This window comes from Buttiauxella warmboldiae (assembly GCF_003818135.1).
GTDB lineage: Bacteria > Pseudomonadota > Gammaproteobacteria > Enterobacterales > Enterobacteriaceae > Buttiauxella > Buttiauxella warmboldiae.
In genome coordinates, this window is the sequence record NZ_RPOH01000022.1 from 13,746 (window position 1) to 31,263 (window position 17,518).

13 protein-coding genes are annotated in these 17,518 nt (G+C 52.3%); 7 read left to right on the forward strand and 6 right to left on the reverse strand.

Annotated elements, in window-relative coordinates; genetic code table 11:
- The first annotated feature begins 29 nt into the window (after nt 1–29).
- The gene (bglF, locus tag EHN07_RS06925) at nt 30–1,889 is read left to right on the forward strand and encodes a PTS beta-glucoside transporter subunit IIABC (RefSeq protein ID WP_124023445.1); all 1,860 of its coding nucleotides are present in this window, start codon (nt 30–32) and stop codon (nt 1,887–1,889) included.
- Between the two features lie 15 nt (nt 1,890–1,904).
- Nucleotides 1,905–3,299: a glycoside hydrolase family 1 protein gene (locus EHN07_RS06930; RefSeq protein WP_124023446.1), complete on the forward strand. Its 1,395-nt coding sequence runs from the start codon at nt 1,905–1,907 to the stop codon at nt 3,297–3,299.
- Nucleotides 3,300–3,353: 54 nt separating this feature from the next.
- Here EHN07_RS06930 and EHN07_RS06935 read toward each other — a convergent pair whose 3' ends face one another.
- The 5 genes from EHN07_RS06935 to EHN07_RS06955 all read right to left on the reverse strand — a co-directional run bounded on the left by EHN07_RS06935 (nt 3,354) and on the right by EHN07_RS06955 (nt 9,310).
- The gene (locus EHN07_RS06935) at nt 3,354–4,268 is read right to left on the reverse strand and encodes a LysR family transcriptional regulator (RefSeq protein WP_124023447.1); all 915 of its coding nucleotides are present in this window, start codon (nt 4,266–4,268) and stop codon (nt 3,354–3,356) included.
- Nucleotides 4,269–4,414: 146 nt separating this feature from the next.
- Nucleotides 4,415–4,498, reverse strand: coding sequence for a small membrane protein YohP (yohP, locus tag EHN07_RS20910; protein ID WP_124023456.1), 84 nt, complete (start codon nt 4,496–4,498; stop codon nt 4,415–4,417).
- Between the two features lie 201 nt (nt 4,499–4,699).
- Nucleotides 4,700–6,283: a carbohydrate porin gene (locus EHN07_RS06945; protein WP_124023448.1), complete on the reverse strand. Its 1,584-nt coding sequence runs from the start codon at nt 6,281–6,283 to the stop codon at nt 4,700–4,702.
- A gap of 48 nt (nt 6,284–6,331) precedes the next feature.
- Nucleotides 6,332–7,711 (reverse strand): glycoside-pentoside-hexuronide (GPH):cation symporter, encoded by a 1,380-nt coding sequence (locus EHN07_RS06950; RefSeq protein ID WP_124023449.1) that lies wholly within the window; start codon nt 7,709–7,711, stop codon nt 6,332–6,334.
- 24 nt (nt 7,712–7,735) lie between these two features.
- A complete protein-coding gene (locus tag EHN07_RS06955) occupies nt 7,736–9,310 on the reverse strand; it encodes an alpha-L-rhamnosidase-related protein (RefSeq protein ID WP_124023450.1) in 1,575 nt (524 codons plus the stop codon).
- Between the two features lie 210 nt (nt 9,311–9,520).
- On the opposite strand from EHN07_RS06955, the gene EHN07_RS06960 reads away from it, so the two are divergent.
- The 4 genes from EHN07_RS06960 (at nt 9,521) to pbpG (ending at nt 13,190) form a co-directional block, all read left to right on the forward strand.
- On the forward strand, nt 9,521–10,342 hold the full coding sequence (locus tag EHN07_RS06960; protein ID WP_425267172.1) for a helix-turn-helix domain-containing protein: 822 nt from the start codon (nt 9,521–9,523) through the stop codon (nt 10,340–10,342).
- Between the two features lie 229 nt (nt 10,343–10,571).
- Complete coding sequence (locus EHN07_RS06965; RefSeq protein ID WP_124023451.1) at nt 10,572–11,345, forward strand: SDR family oxidoreductase; 774 nt, start codon at nt 10,572–10,574, stop codon at nt 11,343–11,345.
- Nucleotides 11,346–11,528: 183 nt separating this feature from the next.
- Complete coding sequence (locus tag EHN07_RS06970) at nt 11,529–12,116, forward strand: Yip1 family protein (RefSeq protein WP_124023452.1); 588 nt, start codon at nt 11,529–11,531, stop codon at nt 12,114–12,116.
- 132 nt (nt 12,117–12,248) lie between these two features.
- Nucleotides 12,249–13,190 carry a D-alanyl-D-alanine endopeptidase gene (gene pbpG, locus EHN07_RS06975; protein WP_124023453.1) on the forward strand — a complete coding sequence of 314 codons (942 nt, stop codon included), beginning with the start codon at nt 12,249–12,251 and terminating at the stop codon, nt 13,188–13,190.
- A gap of 57 nt (nt 13,191–13,247) precedes the next feature.
- Here pbpG and dld read toward each other — a convergent pair whose 3' ends face one another.
- Nucleotides 13,248–14,981, reverse strand: coding sequence for a D-lactate dehydrogenase (gene dld / locus EHN07_RS06980; RefSeq protein ID WP_124023454.1), 1,734 nt, complete (start codon nt 14,979–14,981; stop codon nt 13,248–13,250).
- Nucleotides 14,982–15,174: 193 nt separating this feature from the next.
- On the opposite strand from dld, the gene bglX reads away from it, so the two are divergent.
- Complete coding sequence (bglX, locus tag EHN07_RS06985; protein ID WP_124023458.1) at nt 15,175–17,472, forward strand: beta-glucosidase BglX; 2,298 nt, start codon at nt 15,175–15,177, stop codon at nt 17,470–17,472.
- Nucleotides 17,473–17,518: the final 46 nt, after the last annotated feature.

A 17,518-nucleotide genomic window follows, 5' to 3' on the forward strand; every position in this document is an offset into this window, starting at 1 on the left:
TATATGCCGAAAGGTGAAAGGAAAACATTATGGGATACCAAGAGGTTGCCAGAGACATTCTGACCCATGTTGGTGGGCGCGAGAATATAGCAAGCTTAGTGCACTGCGCCACGCGGCTGCGCTTTAAGCTGAAAGAGCCGAATAAAGCCGATGCCCGGGCGCTTAAAAAAAATGCTGGCGTGATTATGGTGGTGGAGAGCGGCGGGCAATTCCAGGTGGTGATTGGTAACCACGTGCACGATGTTTACAACGCGGTCTGCGCGCAGGCGGGGATTAGCGACGAGACGCTGGCGCAAACTCTGGAATCTGGCGAGAAAATCAGCCTGCTGAGCCGGTTGATAGATATTGTCTCAGCGGTATTTACCCCGTTTATTGGCGTGATGGCGGCCTCCGGTATTCTCAAAGGTTTGCTGGCGCTGGCGGTAGTTTTCGGCTGGCTTGCTACCGATAGCGGCACTTACAAACTCTGGTTTGCAGCCAGTGATGCGCTGTTTTATTTCTTCCCGCTGGTGCTCGGTTATACCGCTGGTAAAAAATTTGGCGGTAATCCCTTTATTACCATGGCGATTGGGGGGGCGTTAACCCACCCGGTAGTCATGCAGGCGCTGGAGGCGGGCCAGCAGACGGGGGCGGTAACCGAACATTTTCTTGGCATCCCCATTACTTTTATTAACTACAGCTCATCGGTTATTCCCATCATCTTTGCCGCATGGGTCAGCTGCCGGGTGGAAAAACAGAGCAACAAATGGTTGCCCTCTGCGGTACGCAACTTCTTTACCCCACTGTTTTGTCTGGCGATTACCGTCCCGCTGACTTTTCTGCTGATAGGCCCGGCGGCGACCTGGCTTAGCCAGATACTGGCTCACGGATATCAGGCGATTTACGCCTTTGCCCCGTGGCTTGCGGGGGCGGTGATGGGGGCTATCTGGCAGGTATGCGTCATTTTCGGCCTGCACTGGGGCATGGTGCCGCTGATGATCAACAATCTGTCGGTATTAGGTTACGACACGCTACTGCCGCTGCTGCTGCCGGCGATTATGGGGCAGGTGGGGGCCTGTCTCGGTATCTTCCTGCGCACCCGTGATACCCGCCTGAAAATGCTGGCAGGGTCGGCGGTCAGCGCCGGGATCTTTGGTATTACCGAACCAGCAGTTTATGGCGTGACGCTGCCGAATCGCCGCCCGTTTATTTTCGGCTGTGTGGCCGGAGCGATTGGCGGCGCTATTGTTGGGTTTAGCCACAGCAACGTCTACTCTTTTGGTTTTGCCAATATTTTTACCCTCGCGCAGATGATCCCACCTGCTGGTATTGATGCCAGCGTATGGGGCGCGATTGTCGGCATGATCCTGGCGCTGGTATTGGCCTGTGCGCTGACCTGTATCGCAGGTTTGCCCCGCAGCGAAGCTGTGGGATCTACCGCCGTTGCGGCGGGTGACAACGATATTCTGGCACCCATGAGCGGCACCGTGTTGGCGATGAGCCAGCTGCCGGACTCCACGTTTGCCAGCGGTTTGCTCGGCGAAGGAGCGGCTATTATTCCCCTCAACGGCAAGGTTACCGCACCGTTTTATGGCGAAGTGGCCTCGTTATTCCAGACGCGTCACGCCATTGGTTTACTTAGCAATAGCGGTATAGAAGTGTTAATTCATATCGGTATTGATACGGTAAAACTGAATGGTCAGCACTTCACCACCCATGTGAAAGTGGGGGATAAAATCAAGCCCGGCGACCTGCTGATTGAGTTCGACAGACAGGCCATTCTGGAGGCGGGATACGATCTGGCGACGCCGGTGATTATCAGCAACAGCGACCAGTACCAGGCCGTCAGGCGTAATACCGACGACTATGCCATTGATTCAGGTATGCCGTTCCTGACGGTAAGCCGCTAAACAAAGGAGAAAGTGATGAAAGCATTTCCTGAGACGTTTCTGTGGGGCGGCGCGATTGCCGCCAATCAGGTAGAAGGCGCATGGCTTGAGGACGGGAAGGGCGTTTCAACTTCTGACGTTCAGCCAAACGGCGTGTTAAGCCCAACCGTTGAGCGCAAACCCGGTGATTTTGGCATTAAAGACGTGGCGATTGATTTTTATCACCGCTACCCGGAAGACATTGCGCTGTTCGCGGAGATGGGGTTTGGCTGCCTGCGCGTCTCCATTGCCTGGACGCGTATTTTCCCGAACGGTGATGAAACTCAGCCCAACGAAGCGGGGCTGGCTTATTATGACCGCCTGTTCGATGAACTGGCGAAACATCGCATCACGCCGATGGTGACGCTCTCTCACTACGAAATGCCGTGGGGGCTGGTAAAAAACTACGGCGGCTGGGGCAGTCGCGAAGTCATCAACTTCTTTGATCGCTATGCGCGTACCGTTTTCACCCGTTTTAAAAACAAAGTGAAACTGTGGCTGACGTTTAACGAAATCAATATGGCGTTACACGCGCCGATGACCGGCGTCGGCCTGCCGGAAGAGAGCAGCAAGGCAGAGATTTACCAGGCGATTCATCATCAGCTGGTTGCCAGCGCGCTGGCGGTTAAAGCCTGCCATGAAATTATTCCTGATGCGCGCATTGGCAATATGCTGCTGGGCGGTCTGGTCTACCCGTTGAGCTGCAAGCCGGAAGACGTGCTGGAAACCATGCAGGAAAACCGTAACTGGCTCTTCTTTGGTGACGTGCAGTGTCGTGGCGAGTATCCCGGCTATATGCTGCGCTACTTCCGCGACAGCGGCATAACGCTTGAAGTATCCGCCGGTGACCGCGAGGCGCTGAAAAACACCATCGACTTTATCTCGTTTAGCTACTACATGTCCGGCTGCGTCACTACCGATGAGGAGCTGAATGCGAAGGCGCGTGGCAATATTTTGAATATGGTGCCAAATCCGCATCTGGCGAGTTCCGAATGGGGCTGGCAGATTGACCCGCTTGGCCTGCGCATCCTGCTCAATAAGCTGTGGGATCGTTACCAGAAACCGCTGTTTATTGTGGAAAATGGCCTGGGGGCGAAGGACATACCAGCGGCCGACGGCATGGTGCATGATGATTACCGCATCAGCTACCTTAACGATCACTTAGTGCAGGTTGGCGAAGCAATTGAGGATGGTGTGGATGTGCTGGGCTATACCTGCTGGGGGCCGATTGATCTGGTGAGCGCATCGAAAGCGGAACTGTCCAAGCGCTATGGCTTTATTTATGTCGATCGCGATGACCAGGGTAACGGCACGCTCGCTCGTTCGCGTAAGAAAAGCTTCAACTGGTATAAGGAAGTGATTGCGACGAATGGAGGGAGTTTGAAGGCGTGATTTTTGCCCTCATCCTAATCCTCTCCCTCAGGAGAGGGCTGGGGTGAGGGTGGTTTAACTCAACATCCGCTTAATAAATCCACGTACCCACATCAGCGCCGCATCGCTGTTATGGCGCTGATGCCATAACAATGCCACTTCAAATGGGGCTATCTCCAGCGGGACTGGGCTGTCGTGTAATCCCCACGTTTGCTGCCAGCTGTCACTGAGTGCCTGCGGCACGGTGGCAAGGGCTGGCATTATGGTTAACAAACCGGGTAGGGCGGAAAAGTGCGGTGTGGTGTAGCTAATTTCACGCCGCAGGCCCTGTCTGGCTAACAGCGTGTCGATATGGCTACCCGTTGCCTCACGGTAGCTCACCAGCACATGTTGCTGTGCGGCATAGGCTTCTCTGGAGAGTGGCGCCTCAAGCTGTAGCTGTGAAGGGTGCCAGAGCGCGACAAACTCCATTGCGGTCAGCCGTTCGCGCTCCATCCAGCGGGCAGAGTGATTCGCCATGCTGATAGCCATATCCAGTTCACCGCCTTCGAGCCGCTGTGCGTCAGTAAAGGGATCGCTTGTCACCACATTCAGGCGCACGCCGGGCGCCTGCTCACGCAGCGCAGGCAGCAGATGCGGCATCAGCCACATCTCTATCCAGTCGCTCATGCCGATGGTGACGGTCGCTTTAGCGTAGGCCGGGTTGAATTCAGCCTGCTGGAACAGCGCGCTTTGCAGCTGCTCAAGCAGCGGCATCAGCTCGCTGTGCAGCTCTGTCGCGCGGGCGGTGGGCTGCATGCGATGGCCGCTGCGAATAAAGAGTGGGTCATCAAACATTTCACGTAGCCGTGCCAGCGAACCGCTAACCGCGGGCTGGCCGAGATGCAGCTTATCTGCCGCCAGCGACACGCTCTGTTCACGAAATAACACCGCAAAGGCAATCAGCAGGTTGAGGTCTATTTTGCGAAAATCACTTTCTTTGATAGTCATTATTTCTCCAATCGGCTGGAGTGATAATAAAGCTTTGCGGGTGGCGTCTGCAAGGTGAAGCGGATTTTGCATAGAAATGGAGGCGTAAGAGCATTGCGAGGGAGTCGAAAAGAACAAGGGGAGCCAATTTTCTGGCCCCGCTGTCTTCAGAAAATCATCTTAAACACGCCGGTCACAACCAGTAAGCCAATAATAAAGATAATCAAAATTGCCCATAAAAGAATTTTCATCACGGCTCCCAATCTATCGCTAGTGTTTAAACAGTATAGGCAAGGAAGTGTGGAATGGGGCATCGCCTTCAAAAAATGCTGGGTTATCAAAGATATTTTAAGGTATTGCCACTCCTGTTCGCAAAGTCAGGATTACTGGCCAGTCCGGTGAAGTTGTTTGCCAGGGGAAGCGGTCCCCTGGCGGTGGGGTTATTCTAAAGCTTAGAACCAGATCTCTGTCTGTACGCCGAAGTTCCAGTTACCGCCCGCGGTAAATCCGCTACTGCCGAAATCATCATTAATGGCGTAATGATCCAGCTCTTTTGACCAGTTCATGTAAGTGGCAAAGAAGCGAATTTCCGGCCGTGCTTTAATATCGAAGACGTTGCCAACCTTAAAGGTGGGCGCAAAGGTTAATTTGTAGAAGTCGCCTTTCACTGCCTGATAATTATAAGTTGAACCATCCGAGCTGTAGCTTCGGCCATTCGGATCTAAATCCATATATTGCCAGGAGGCTTCATAAAGCAGGGCAAAGTTTTGGGTAATAGTCTGTGATGCACGCAAGTTGAAGGTTGCCCAGTCGTAACGGTCGCCATCGCGGTAGCGGTCTTCGCTATGCTGAGCGATGACAGAAGGCGCCAGCTGCCAATTTTTGCTGACCGGAACGATGCCGTAAGATGCGAAGCGCAGGGATTTTGCATTCTCGGTTAAATCGCCATCGCTTCCCGGCTGGCGGGCTTCCGCGCCCAGCCCGCCACCATATTGCAGGGCCGTTTCTGAAACTCCCGGTAAGATGCCGTAGAAGCGGTTTTTATCATGATAGGCAAGCATCGCGTAATAACCATTCCTGGCACTATTATCACTGCGTAACGCATAACTTCCGGTGGTTGAGGTATTATCTTTTAATTCGTCATTGCCCTGTGCCGTCATCCCGGTCAGCATTAACTGCCAATTATTATAAAAATTATTGGCGGTGAACATGATGTTTTGAATGTCGCTGTCGTTGTAATTATCGCTTCCTAAGTCGCCAAAATTACGGCCATAGACATTAAAGTCAGATTTGAAATTGCTCGTCCATTGAACGTCGTTAATTCCGCCACCGGTGCCGCCGAGGAACATAATGTCGCTATCGGTAAAGTGAATGTCAAAATTATCACGGTCAAAGCGTTTACCCGCCCATAATACGGCATGTTCAGCGACTCCACCGAAACTCGGTAAATCACCCATCTCAACATACAGCTGGCGGATATTAATATGGTGGCTATCGTTATCCTGCACCCATGGGTCGGGATTATTAGCGCCATCTGCCAGCATTGTCTTGAAATGAGCCCAGGAACCGTCGTCAAAGCTCATCTTTTTATTAAAGCTCAGCTCGACATAATTATCCTTTTCATTACCCAGACGACCAACGTGCGCATCCCCGTTTAATGAACTGGCTGGTGAAACGCCAGGCCCGCCGCGCCCACCGCGTCCATGCTCATTAATCAACAAACCAGAGCGTGCGTAGGCTGAAAATTCAAAACCGTCATCACGCTTATTTTTTTCAACCGTTTCAATTTGCTGTGTTTGTTTTTCCTGTTTTTGAGTGACTTGAGCGAGCTGCTGTTCTGCCGCCTGCGTTCTTTTCTCCGCTCTTTCGGCACGTTGTTTGGCATCACTGGCTTCTTTTTCCGCCAGATTTAACCGGGATTCGAGCAGAGCGAGTCTCTGTTCTATTGATAATGAGGGTGTTGCCTGAGCCGCAGAATAATAGCTCAGCCCAAAAAGGGCGCAGAGAATCCCTGCGCTAATCTTTGTGATACGCATGAATTAATTCCTTGAAAAACTAAAGCTGTTATTTATTAAAAGCCCTGATTACATCGCCCGGCTCTTATCCAGGTTAAATGCAGGATCTGCAGGGATGGCATTGATTCCCGCATCTAAGTCGGCACGTATTTGTTCATAATGGTCATCGAGCCGGTAAAATTTTCCGATCCAGAGCATCGATGCCACGATTAACGCTGCAGGGATATACAGATAACAGGCTTTAATGGCGAACAGCGCATCGACACTTTGGGCGTTATTCGCAACGTAGCCTCCGGCAGAAAGCATGATTCCGGTAATGGCCCCCGCACCAGCCATTGCCACTTTGCCAAGAAAACCGTTGATTGAGGTTAATATTCCCGCGGTATTTATCCCGGTCTTCCACACGCCATAATCGACCGGATCAGCCTGCATTGAGAAGTAAATAGCCGTACGTTGCCCGGCACCCAGAGACAAAATAACCGCGCCGATAATCAGGGCCATGACATTAACCCCGGCAAAAATCATCACGGCCATTCCGGTCAGATTAATGGCTGAGGCGACAAGATAGACGTGGCGTTTTTTCATCCGCTTTGCCAACACAGGAACGGTTAGCGTGCCTAATAACGGAACAAAGGTAGAGATACCGGCAATCAGAGCGGTTAATTCAGTATTGCCAACGTAATAATTAAAGAAGTAAACCAGTGCGCCGGTCTGGAAGAAAAATGCGCCCCACATCAGAAAAATGTTCACTGCAAAAACAAACCATGGTGGGTTATTACGCAGGCTTAACCACGCACGTTTTAACGTCATGGGTTCGGAAGTGATATTAATTTTCTCTTCGACATTGCGAAAACTGATCAGCAAAAAGAAAGTCGCTATCACGCCAAATACCATCGAGGTATATAAAAATCCCTGTTCCTGATTACCCTGGCCAAGGGTTTTGACCAATGGCAGCGTTGCAACTGCAACAATCGTGGAACCAAGCGAGCCGAGCAGAATACGCACTGTTGAAAGCGTGGTGCGCTCTTTTGATTCACTGGTCAGGAAAGGCAGCATCGCGCAAAACGGAATATTAACGATAGTATAGAGGAACGACAGGCATAAATAGGTGATAAAGGCGTAAACCAGACGGCCCGTAGTGCCAAAATCGGGAACATAGAACGCCAGTACGCACAACAATCCGAAAGGGACTGCGCCAATGAGTAAATAAGGGCGGCAACGACCCCAGCGTGTACGGGTGTTGTCTATCACCAGCCCCATTAAAACATCCGCAGCACCATCAACAAGGCGCGCTACAAGGAACATAATCCCGACGTAATACGCGGGTAAACCCATCACATCGGTGTAAAAGTACATCAGATACAACGAGATCATTTGCCAGACAAGGTTGCAGGATAAATCCGCAATACCGTAGCCAAAGCGTTGCCGCCATACAGTTGAGGTAGACATAGGTAGGTTCTCGACGTTGTTGTTTTACAATAGGTATTTTCTAATGAACCACGAAGGAGTACAGCTCCATGCGTGGCAATAGCTGTTGATGAGCTTGCTGCCATAGGGCGAAAAATCAGGCCGCTTCGGGTCGAATAGCTCCCAGAAGGTATCTGCCCCGTATTCCAACATGGCTCCCCAGTAGTTTTTTATCTCTTGAGTGGCTTGCTCCATCTCGTTCACCTGTAACAGCGCCGCGACGTAATGATGCATCATGTACGGCGTGTTCATCTGAATTTTTGGTGGATGGCTTTTAAGGCGCTTAAGAAGTGAACGCTGCTTCTCCGGCGTGCCGACATCTGCCAGAACCATCCAGACCTGGGAGGCGCAGGAGACTTGCTGAGATTCGCCGCTGGTGTAAAAACCACTTTGTGCATCCCAAAGCTCGCGCTGTGCCGCTGCTTTAAGCCATGAAATCTTCTCTTCGAGCAGGCTGACTTTGCTGACGTCGTAATCGCGCGCGAGGATTAATGCTTTACTCAGGCAGTAGATCAGTACGCCCTGAGATGCTGCTTGCTTGTTAAGTTCTTCATGCCAGTCGATAAACGACCACCAGTCGGCGCTGTCTCGCACGATGCCGTTTTGCGCCACTCGCTCAAGAGCCAGCTCGATTTGCCGCCAGGCAAGGGACCACAGCTCGGCCAGCGTTTCACGATCGTCGGTCACGGCAACGTATTCTTGCAGCACATCGACAAAAAACAGAGCGTAATCAAAAAGAAAGGTATCGTCAGCAATCAGCTGCGGCTTAACAAAAATGTTGGCCGACACCATTCCGTCTTCTCGCGTCATGGCGGCGAACAGATACAGGCAGCGTTTCACCAGGTCGTAATTTTTAACAGTGACATCATTCACTAACGCTTGCAGGCGTAAATCCCCGAGCCACAAGCGGCGATCGCGCTTCGGGCCATCTTCAAACACGTCGTGCATGCAGTTTTTCAGCGTGTGTACGGCGACTTCATCAATGCGTTGAAGTTGCTTATCGTTACTCGAACAGGTTGGGAGCTGGGCAAGGGATGCTGACGTGACGGTGTCGAGTTTTAAGGAGGTAAAACGTAGCTGGAATTTGCGCGATAACGCCACCACGTTAATCCGCAAAAAACGGCAGCAGTAACGGCGTGGCAGACGCATGTGATGCGGCAGTTCATCCAGATAACAGTCTTGCTGTTGCAGCCAGCTGCTGCTTAACCAGCCGCTGTAATCAGAGAACGGTTCAACCACTTCTGCAAGCGTTTCGCCAAAGATAAACTGCAGATGTGCGGGGGCATCCGGTGGGCTGCCAGCCGCTTCACAGGCAAATTCCAGATAACCCACACAGTGCTTGCCAAAATCAATAATAACGTGCTCGCCCTGGAAGAAATCTTGCTTAAAGAAATCCTGCACCGAAGCCGCAACGTCTGCACGCCAGCCGTGAATTTGTTGTGCATCTTGCACCGCGCTGACAACCCCTTGTGGGTAAACGTCATGGTGAAACAGCGCTGGAGTAAGGGCTTGCGCTTTAGCTTCCATATTTTGATGGCGAACCATCTGAAGATGGCCATTTTGTTGTAATGCCTGTGACATACCGAGTCCTTAATGATGAAGCAATGACTGGAGTTTAGGGCGGGAGGCTTTTTGCCAGCTATTCTCAGACTGCCAGTAATTGTTAGCAGCTGGCATTTTCAGTGGGGTGCTGCTGTTGGCGATCACAAATTGTAAAACTGGAATCGTTATTTGGTCCGCAGTGTTTTATTTTGCCGGGAGTCCAGCGGGGTGGTTTGAGTGAGCGGTATGATAAATAAACTAGAAGTGAGTCAGTACTTTCCTGATGAGCAAGCCAAGCTTGCTCTTTATTCAAGCGACCCGGAAGACAATAACTGTGAACATAGCCACAGCTTTCAGGAGCTGGTGATTGTGGAAGAAGGGCATGGCCTGCATGTCATTAATGGAAAGCCTATTTTTATTCAGCAGGGAGATGTCTTTTTTGTTAGCGGTAATGATGTGCATTTTTACGATGAGCTGGGAACCTTAAAGCTCATCAATATTCTCATTAATCCGCAGGTCAAGTTTCATTATTTAACTCAAATTGAGACTTTATTAATCACAATCGCTGGAAATAGTGCCGCGAATTACGGCTGGCTGACACCAGAAACAAAGTCGCATTGCAAGCAACTGATTGATGAGATTTTCCGTGATGAGATGGCATTACCTGCAAATCATGCGCTGAAAGAGTCACTTTTCTTTAAATTAGTCACCAGTATCTTGTATGCACAATCGCAGGCTGAATATAGTAATACGCGTTATAAACTACATAAGTTACTCAGCTATTTGCAGGAAAATTGCTTTAACGAAATAGACTGGCGGCAACTGGCTAATCAGTTTCACCTCACACAGCGCACGGCTTCGCGCCATATTAAAGAAGTCACAGGGCTGACCCCTGAAAATTATCTCAAGCGTTTGCGGCTGGTCTCCGCGCGGGTAAAACTTAAAGAGACGGATATGACCATTACCGAAGTGGCATTCCTGTGTGGTTTTGCCAACAGCAACCATTTTACTACCTCTTACAAGAAGGTTTTTGGCGTGACGCCGAGCGCTGAACGTAAGCGGGCAGGATGAAATATAGTCACTACGGTTCAATAAAAATCAGGGAAATCAATTATTGATTTTCGGCCGAGCCGGAGCAGGCGAAAGCGATTCAACTCCACGGGCAGTAGCTGCATGCTGATGTGCAGTTAATCTCCGCGTTGGGCGGCGGCTACCATCAATCCGGTAGGGCATAGCAGACGCGAATCTCATGGCATCTCCTATAATGAAAAGTGGATTAAAAAATAGCCGGGAGGTGTTGATGAGTGCTGCTAATAAAGTCGTTATCGTGACGGCATCGGACTCGGGCATTGGCAAAAAATGTGCGTTGCTTCTGGCGGAGCAGGGGTTTGATGTCGGTATCACCTGGCATTCTGACGAGCAAGGCGCGCAAGAAACCGCGCGCCAGGTCAGAGGTTTTGGTCGGCGAGCCGAAATGGTGCAACTCGATTTAGCGGATCTTCCAGACGGTGCGGCAGGTATTGATGAGCTGATTGCGCGCTTCGGGCGCGTCGATGCGCTGGTGAATAATGCCGGAGCGATGAGTAAACACTCGTTTCTGGATGTCACGCTCAAAGAGTGGCTGGAACTGTTTACCGTGGATGTGGACGGCGCATTTTTATGTTCGCAAAAAGTGGCCCGCGCTATGGTTGCGCAGGGGCGAGGTGGCCGGATTGTGAATATCACCTCCGTTCACGAACATACGCCGCTGCCTGATGCCTGCGCCTATACCGCCGCGAAACATGCGCTGGGTGGGCTGACGAAATCAATGGCGATGGAGTTGGTTCATCACAATATATTGGTCAATGCGGTTGCGCCCGGTGCAGTCGCCACACCTATGAATAACATGAGCGAAGGCGACGGAGCCAAAAGCAACATCCCTGAAATCCCGCTTGGGCGAGCAGGGGAGACGCAAGAAATTGCGAGCCTGGTCGCATGGCTATGTTCAGACAGCGCCAGCTACACCACCGGGCAATCGTTTATCGTTGATGGCGGCTTTATGTTCGCCAACCCTCACTTCAAACCCAAAGATTAGCCCTGCGGCTGTTTCAACCAGTAATGCACCAGCTGGACTACAGCCACCGTGCTGATTAAGACGCTGGTCCTGATGATGTAACCATGGGCCAACGGCTTCGCCACTTATTTTTAACCGATTAAAAAACAATCTGGCGCTGTGCATTATACTTTGGCTGTGCTCACTCGTTTGTCAGGAGGCGTTATGAGTCATGTCTGGGGACTTTTCTCCCATCCTCATCGTGAAATGCAGACCATAAAACGTGAAAACGAAACGGTATCGCATCACTATACCCACCATGTGCTCATCATGGCGGCCATTCCGGTTATCTGTGCGTTTATCGGTACAACCCAGATTGGCTGGAATTTTGGTGACGGGACGTTCGTTCAACTATCGATGTTTACCGGGTTCTATTTAGGCGTGCTGTTTTATGCGCTGATGCTGGCAGGCGTTGCCGTTATGGGGCGCGTAATCTGGTGGATGGCGCGCAACTATCCCCAGCGTCCGTCACTGGCCCGTTGCATGGTGTTTGCGGGCTATATTGCCACCCCGCTGTTTTTAAGCGGTCTGGTGGCCCTTTACCCGCTGGTGTGGCTGTGCGTGCTGGTGGGGGCTGCTGCTTTGATTTATACCGGCTACCTGTTATACGTCGGCGTACCTGAGTTTCTGGGCATCAATAAAGAGGAGGGGATGAGCTTTTCCAGCTCAACGCTTGCCATTGGTGTGCTGGTGCTTGAGGTGCTGCTAGCCCTGAGCGTGATTCTCTGGGGCTATGGCTATCACTTATTCTGATACTTATTTACGATCCAACAGTGGCGGTTTTCCGGGGCGTCAGCGTATTATGCTGGCGCCTGAGCTATTCAATCGATACAGAATAGCTTTGCTGAGCGCATTATCTACCCGAATACTTACAGAAGTGCCACCATGCCGACAAAAATCCGTCTCTCGTTGCTCAGCCTTGCGCTGATGATTACCGTACCATTCGCCTCCCAGGCCGCGAACCAAGCCACCGTACAACAGGTCAACATCGGGCAGGAGATTGCCTCTGGCAGTGCCATGATCGTCGATTTGCAAACCAACAAAGTTCTCTATTCCAGCCATCCCGATCTGGTTCGTCCCATCGCATCCATCACCAAATTGATGACGGCGATGGTGGTGCTGGATGCCAAATTGCCGATGGATGAAATGCTGAGTATCGATATCAGCCAGACGCCGGAAATGAAAGGCGTCTATTCCCGCGTGCGGCTGAACAGCAAAATTAATCGCCGGGACATGATGCTGCTGGCGCTGATGTCGTCGGAAAATCGTGCGGCGGCGAGCCTTGCGCACCATTATCCTGGCGGCTACAGCGCCTTTATCCGCGCGATGAATGCGAAAGCGAAATCTCTGGGCATGGCCCGCACGCGCTATGTTGAGCCGACGGGGCTCTCGATTAAGAACGTTTCCACCGCGCGCGACTTGTCCAAATTGCTGATTGCCTCAAAGCAATACCCGCTGCTTGGGCAGTTGAGCACCACCAAAGAAGATATGGCCACCTTTGCCAGTCCGGCGTATACACTGCCATTTCGCAATACCAACCATTTGGTTTATAACAACAAGTGGGATATTCAGCTGACCAAAACCGGCTTTACGAATAATGCCGGCCATTGCTTAGTAATGCGCACCATGATTAACCATCGCCCGGTGGCGCTGGTGGTGCTGGACGCGTTCGGTAAATACACCCACTTTGCGGATGCTAACCGTTTACGCAACTTCCTGGAAAGTGGCAAGGTGACGCCGGTGCCGGAGTCGGCGTTGGCTTATAAAAAGCAAAAGGCCGCGCAAATGGCGAGCAACAGTACGCAAGGTCATGCGTTAGACGACTAGCAAGTAGGCTAAGGCAGCGTCCGGCCTTCATTATTGAACGGGCGCTGCGCTTCGAGCTTAGTCGTGCGTATGGCTACAGCTGTGCTCCTGCCACCATTTATGCTTCGTGGTTTTACCAATACCGGGATTCATACTGTTGGTGGGATCGTTGGCCTGATAAAACTGTTTTAAGCTGTCCGGCGCTTCGTACAAATGCCCGACGTTGTGTTCTGCCGGATATTGCGCCCCTCGCGTGCGCAGCAGGGCAAGCATCTGCTCTTTAAGCGCGTGAGCATCCACCCCTTTTTTGACGATGTAATCCTGATGGAAGACATGGCACATAAAGTGGCCGTAATAGAGGCTGTGGCTAATCTGGCTGCTGATTTCCGGCGGTAATTGCTCAAACCACTGCTGGTCGTTACGGCGCAGGGCGATATCCAGCGCCAGAATATCTTCCACTTCATCAGCGTGAACCGCGTGATAACGCACGGCGGCACCGGCGGCGGCAAAACGGTGTAAAAACGCTTTTGCCCCTTCGGTTGGCGTACAGACAAAAAAGTCGCCTTCGGCCTGCTGGAAATAGCTCTCCAGCCAGCTGCGCGCTTCGCTAATTCCGCCACCCGACATCTTTAGCAGCAGATGATGTTCATACTTGCTGCGCCACTCCTTCATGCGCGGCGGCAGATGGCTCGGGCACCAGCTGCTTACGCGTTGCAGTACCCGGTCGGTAAAGTGGGGTTTCACCAACGGCACTTTTTCAAACCACGCATCGGTACGGCCTTTCAGGGTGAAGAACAGCGGCATTTTGTCGGTGCCGAGTTTGTCGATCATCATAAAAGTGTCTTTGCCATACGCTTCGGCAATATCGTAAATATCGCGGTGCATGTATTCGCCCGCCACCGGCAGATTTTCAAAATTAGCCAGAATATGGCGGCGGATTTCAGTCAGCACTTCCGGCCGATTGGTACCGATATAAAAGACTTCGTTCTGCTTTTCGGCGACAAAAGTATCGAGGCGTACCGCAAAAACAGCTAGTTTCCCGGCGCAGCCAGAGGCTTCAAACAGGCGGCTTGGGTCAGCGTTAAAGCGTGATGGCGTGTCGGCATCCACATCGCGCACGCGTTCGGCGTAATCTTTATCGGATGCCTGGCGCTGGTCATGCAGCACGTTTTCAGGTTTCACGCGTTCGTCGTCGAGCTTGCCGAGGATCTGTTCCGGCGTCATGCCCAGATCGATACCCAGATGGTTCACCAGAGTTAATTTCCCCTGCTCATCAATGCGTGCGTACAGCGCCATTTCAGTATATGCCGGGCCGCGTTTCACCAGCGAGCCGCCGGAGTTATTGCAAATCCCGCCAATTACCGATGCGCCAATGCACGACGAGCCAATCACCGAATGCGGCTCGCGCCCCAGCGGTTTCAGGGCTTTCTCCAGCTGATACAAGGTGCTGCCGGGGAAGGCCAGCACCTGCCTGCCGCCGTCCAGCAGCTGTAATTTATCCAGACGCAGGGTGCTGATAATCACGATTTCACGGTCATAATCATTGCCGTTTGGCGTTGAGCCTTCGGTAAGCCCGGTGTTGGCGGCCTGCATCAAAATGATTTTATCGGCGCTGACGCACAGGCTCAGAACCCGCCACAGCTCCAGCAGGGAGCCCGGGAAAACCACCGCCAGCGCATCGCCCTCGCCGGAGCGGAAGCCTTTGCGATAGCGCGCCGTTTTTGCCGCCTCGGTTAGAACATGCGTGCTGCCAACCAGGCGGTTGAGTTCATTAATAAAGATCTGTTTTTGGGATGTTGTAGGGTTAGGCATCTATCCGCTCCTTGGGAAAATATTGACCCCTACAAGCATAGCTCGCAAATCTATAATGATTTCTCTTAAACGTTCGGAAAATCAGCATATAACACCGAGGCGACTCTTCTTACCGCTGTAACCTTGTGGCACACTGCACTTCTTATCACTTCGTGCGGCCCTGTGTGGCGGCCTTAGCAAGAGAGTAATGTCGATGAAATGGCTCTGTTCTGTAAGTATCGCAGTTAGCCTTGCGCTGCAGCCCGCGCTGGCTAATGAGATGTTTGGCCCCCACCCGTTAACGCCGGAAGCGCGTGACGCCTTCGTCACTGATTTGCTGAAAAAGATGACCACCGACGAAAAAATCGGCCAGCTACGGTTAATCAGCGTCGGGCCGGATAACCCGAAAGAAGCCATTCGCGAGATGATCAAAGACGGGCAGGTAGGGGCGATTTTTAATACCGTCACCCGCCACGACATTCGCGCTATGCAAGATCAGGTGATGAGCCTTAACCGCCTGAAGATCCCATTATTTTTTGCCTATGACGTGGTTCACGGCCAGCGTACCGTGTTCCCCATCAGCCTCGGTTTAGCCTCTTCCTTTAACCTGGATGCGGTAAAAACCGTAGGCCGCATTTCTGCTTATGAAGCCGCAGACGATGGCCTGAACATGACCTGGGCGCCGATGGTTGATGTCTCGCGCGACCCGCGCTGGGGCCGCGTATCCGAAGGCTTTGGTGAAGATACTTATCTGACTTCAATCATGGGCCGCACCATGGTTGAAGCCATGCAAGGCAAAAGCCCGGCAGACCGTTACTCGGTGATGACCAGCGTGAAACACTTCGCCGCCTACGGCGCAGTGGAAGGCGGCAAAGAGTACAACACCGTGGATATGAGCCCGCAGCGTCTGTTCAACGACTATATGCCGCCATACAAAGCCGCACTGGATGCGGGCAGCGGTGGCGTGATGGTGGCGCTGAACTCCCTGAATGGCACGCCAGCCTCTTCTGATTCCTGGCTGTTGAAAGACTTGCTGCGCGACGAGTGGAAATTTAAAGGCATCACCATTTCTGACCACGGCGCAATCAAAGAGCTGATCAAACACGGCGTGGCGAGCGACCCGAAAGATGCGGTGCGCGTTGCGCTGAACTCCGGCATCAACATGAGTATGAGCGACGAGTACTACAGCAAATACTTGCCGGAACTGGTGAAAAGCGGTGCGGTGCCGATGGCTGAACTCGATGACGCCACGCGCCACGTGCTGAACGTGAAATACGATATGGGTCTGTTTAACGACCCGTACAGCCACTTAGGGCCGAAAGAATCAGACCCGGAGGATACCAACGCTGAGAGCCGCCTGCATCGTAAAGAAGCTCGTACCGTTGCGCGTGAAAGCATGGTGCTGCTGAAAAACCGCCTGCAAACGCTGCCGCTGAAAAAATCGGGCACCATTGCGGTGGTTGGTCCGCTGGCTGACAGCAAACGCGACATGATGGGCAGTTGGTCTGCCGCAGGCGTGGCCGAGCAGACTGTTACCGTATTGCAGGGTATTAAGTCTGCCGTGGGTGACAATGCGAAAATAGTGGTCGCCAAAGGCGCTAACGTCACCGACGATAAAGGCATTGTTGACTTCCTCAACCAGTACGAACCTGCGGTTTCCGTGGATAAACGTTCTGCCAAAGAGATGATCGACGAAGCGGTTAACACCGCAAAATCTGCCGATGTGGTTGTGGCGGTAGTGGGTGAAGCGCAAGGTATGGCGCATGAAGCATCAAGCCGTACCGACCTGGTTCTGCCGCAGAGCCAGCGCGATTTAATTGCTGCGCTGAAAGCCACCGGCAAGCCGTTGGTGCTGGTGCTGATGAACGGTCGCCCGCTGGCGCTGGTCACAGAACATCAGCAGGCCGACGCGCTGCTGGAAGCCTGGTATAGCGGCACTGAGGGCGGCAACGCGGTGGCCGATATTCTGTTTGGCGATTACAACCCGTCAGGCAAGCTGCCGATGTCCTTCCCGCGCTCCGTTGGGCAAATTCCGACCTACTACAGCCACCTGAATACCGGTCGCCCGTACAACCCGGAAAAACCGAACAAGTACACATCACGCTACTTTGATGAAGCAAACGGTCCACTGTTCCCATTCGGTTACGGCCTGAGCTACACCACATTTAGCGTTTCCGATGTGAAAATGTCGGCACCTTCGATGGCAGCGGATGGCAAAGTTGAGGCTTCCGTTGAGGTGACGAACACCGGCGAGCGTGCAGGCGAAACCGTGGTGCAGATGTATTTGCAGGACGTGACGGCTTCAATAAGCCGCCCGGTGAAGGAGCTGAAAGGCTTTAAGAAAGTGATGCTCAAACCCGGCGAAACTCAGACCATAAGCTTCCCGATTGACGTTGAGGCGCTGAAGTTCTGGAACGCGCAGATGAAACACGTTGCCGAACCCGGCAAGTTTAACGTGTTTATCGGGCTGGATTCTGCCCGCGTGAAGCAGGGTGAGTTCGAGCTTAAATAATATTGTCAGCAATCTCAGAGCCGGTTTTGAGATTGCTGACAAAGAA

Excerpts from the sequence above, each read along its gene's own strand:
- EHN07_RS06935 (WP_124023447.1), bottom strand. The coding sequence starts at position 4,268 with ATGACTATCAAAGAAAGTGATTTTCGCAAAATAGACCTCAACCTGCTG.
- yohP (WP_124023456.1), bottom strand. The coding sequence starts at position 4,498 with ATGAAAATTCTTTTATGGGCAATTTTGATTATCTTTATTATTGGCTTA.
- EHN07_RS06945 (WP_124023448.1), bottom strand. The coding sequence starts at position 6,283 with ATGCGTATCACAAAGATTAGCGCAGGGATTCTCTGCGCCCTTTTTGGG.
- bglF (WP_124023445.1), top strand. The coding sequence starts at position 30 with ATGGGATACCAAGAGGTTGCCAGAGACATTCTGACCCATGTTGGTGGG.
- EHN07_RS06950 (WP_124023449.1), bottom strand. The coding sequence starts at position 7,711 with ATGTCTACCTCAACTGTATGGCGGCAACGCTTTGGCTACGGTATTGCG.
- EHN07_RS06965 (WP_124023451.1), top strand. The coding sequence starts at position 10,572 with ATGAGTGCTGCTAATAAAGTCGTTATCGTGACGGCATCGGACTCGGGC.
- dld (WP_124023454.1), bottom strand. The coding sequence starts at position 14,981 with ATGCCTAACCCTACAACATCCCAAAAACAGATCTTTATTAATGAACTC.
- EHN07_RS06930 (WP_124023446.1), top strand. The coding sequence starts at position 1,905 with ATGAAAGCATTTCCTGAGACGTTTCTGTGGGGCGGCGCGATTGCCGCC.
- pbpG (WP_124023453.1), top strand. The coding sequence starts at position 12,249 with ATGCCGACAAAAATCCGTCTCTCGTTGCTCAGCCTTGCGCTGATGATT.
- bglX (WP_124023458.1), top strand. The coding sequence starts at position 15,175 with ATGAAATGGCTCTGTTCTGTAAGTATCGCAGTTAGCCTTGCGCTGCAG.
- EHN07_RS06970 (WP_124023452.1), top strand. The coding sequence starts at position 11,529 with ATGAGTCATGTCTGGGGACTTTTCTCCCATCCTCATCGTGAAATGCAG.
- EHN07_RS06955 (WP_124023450.1), bottom strand. The coding sequence starts at position 9,310 with ATGTCACAGGCATTACAACAAAATGGCCATCTTCAGATGGTTCGCCAT.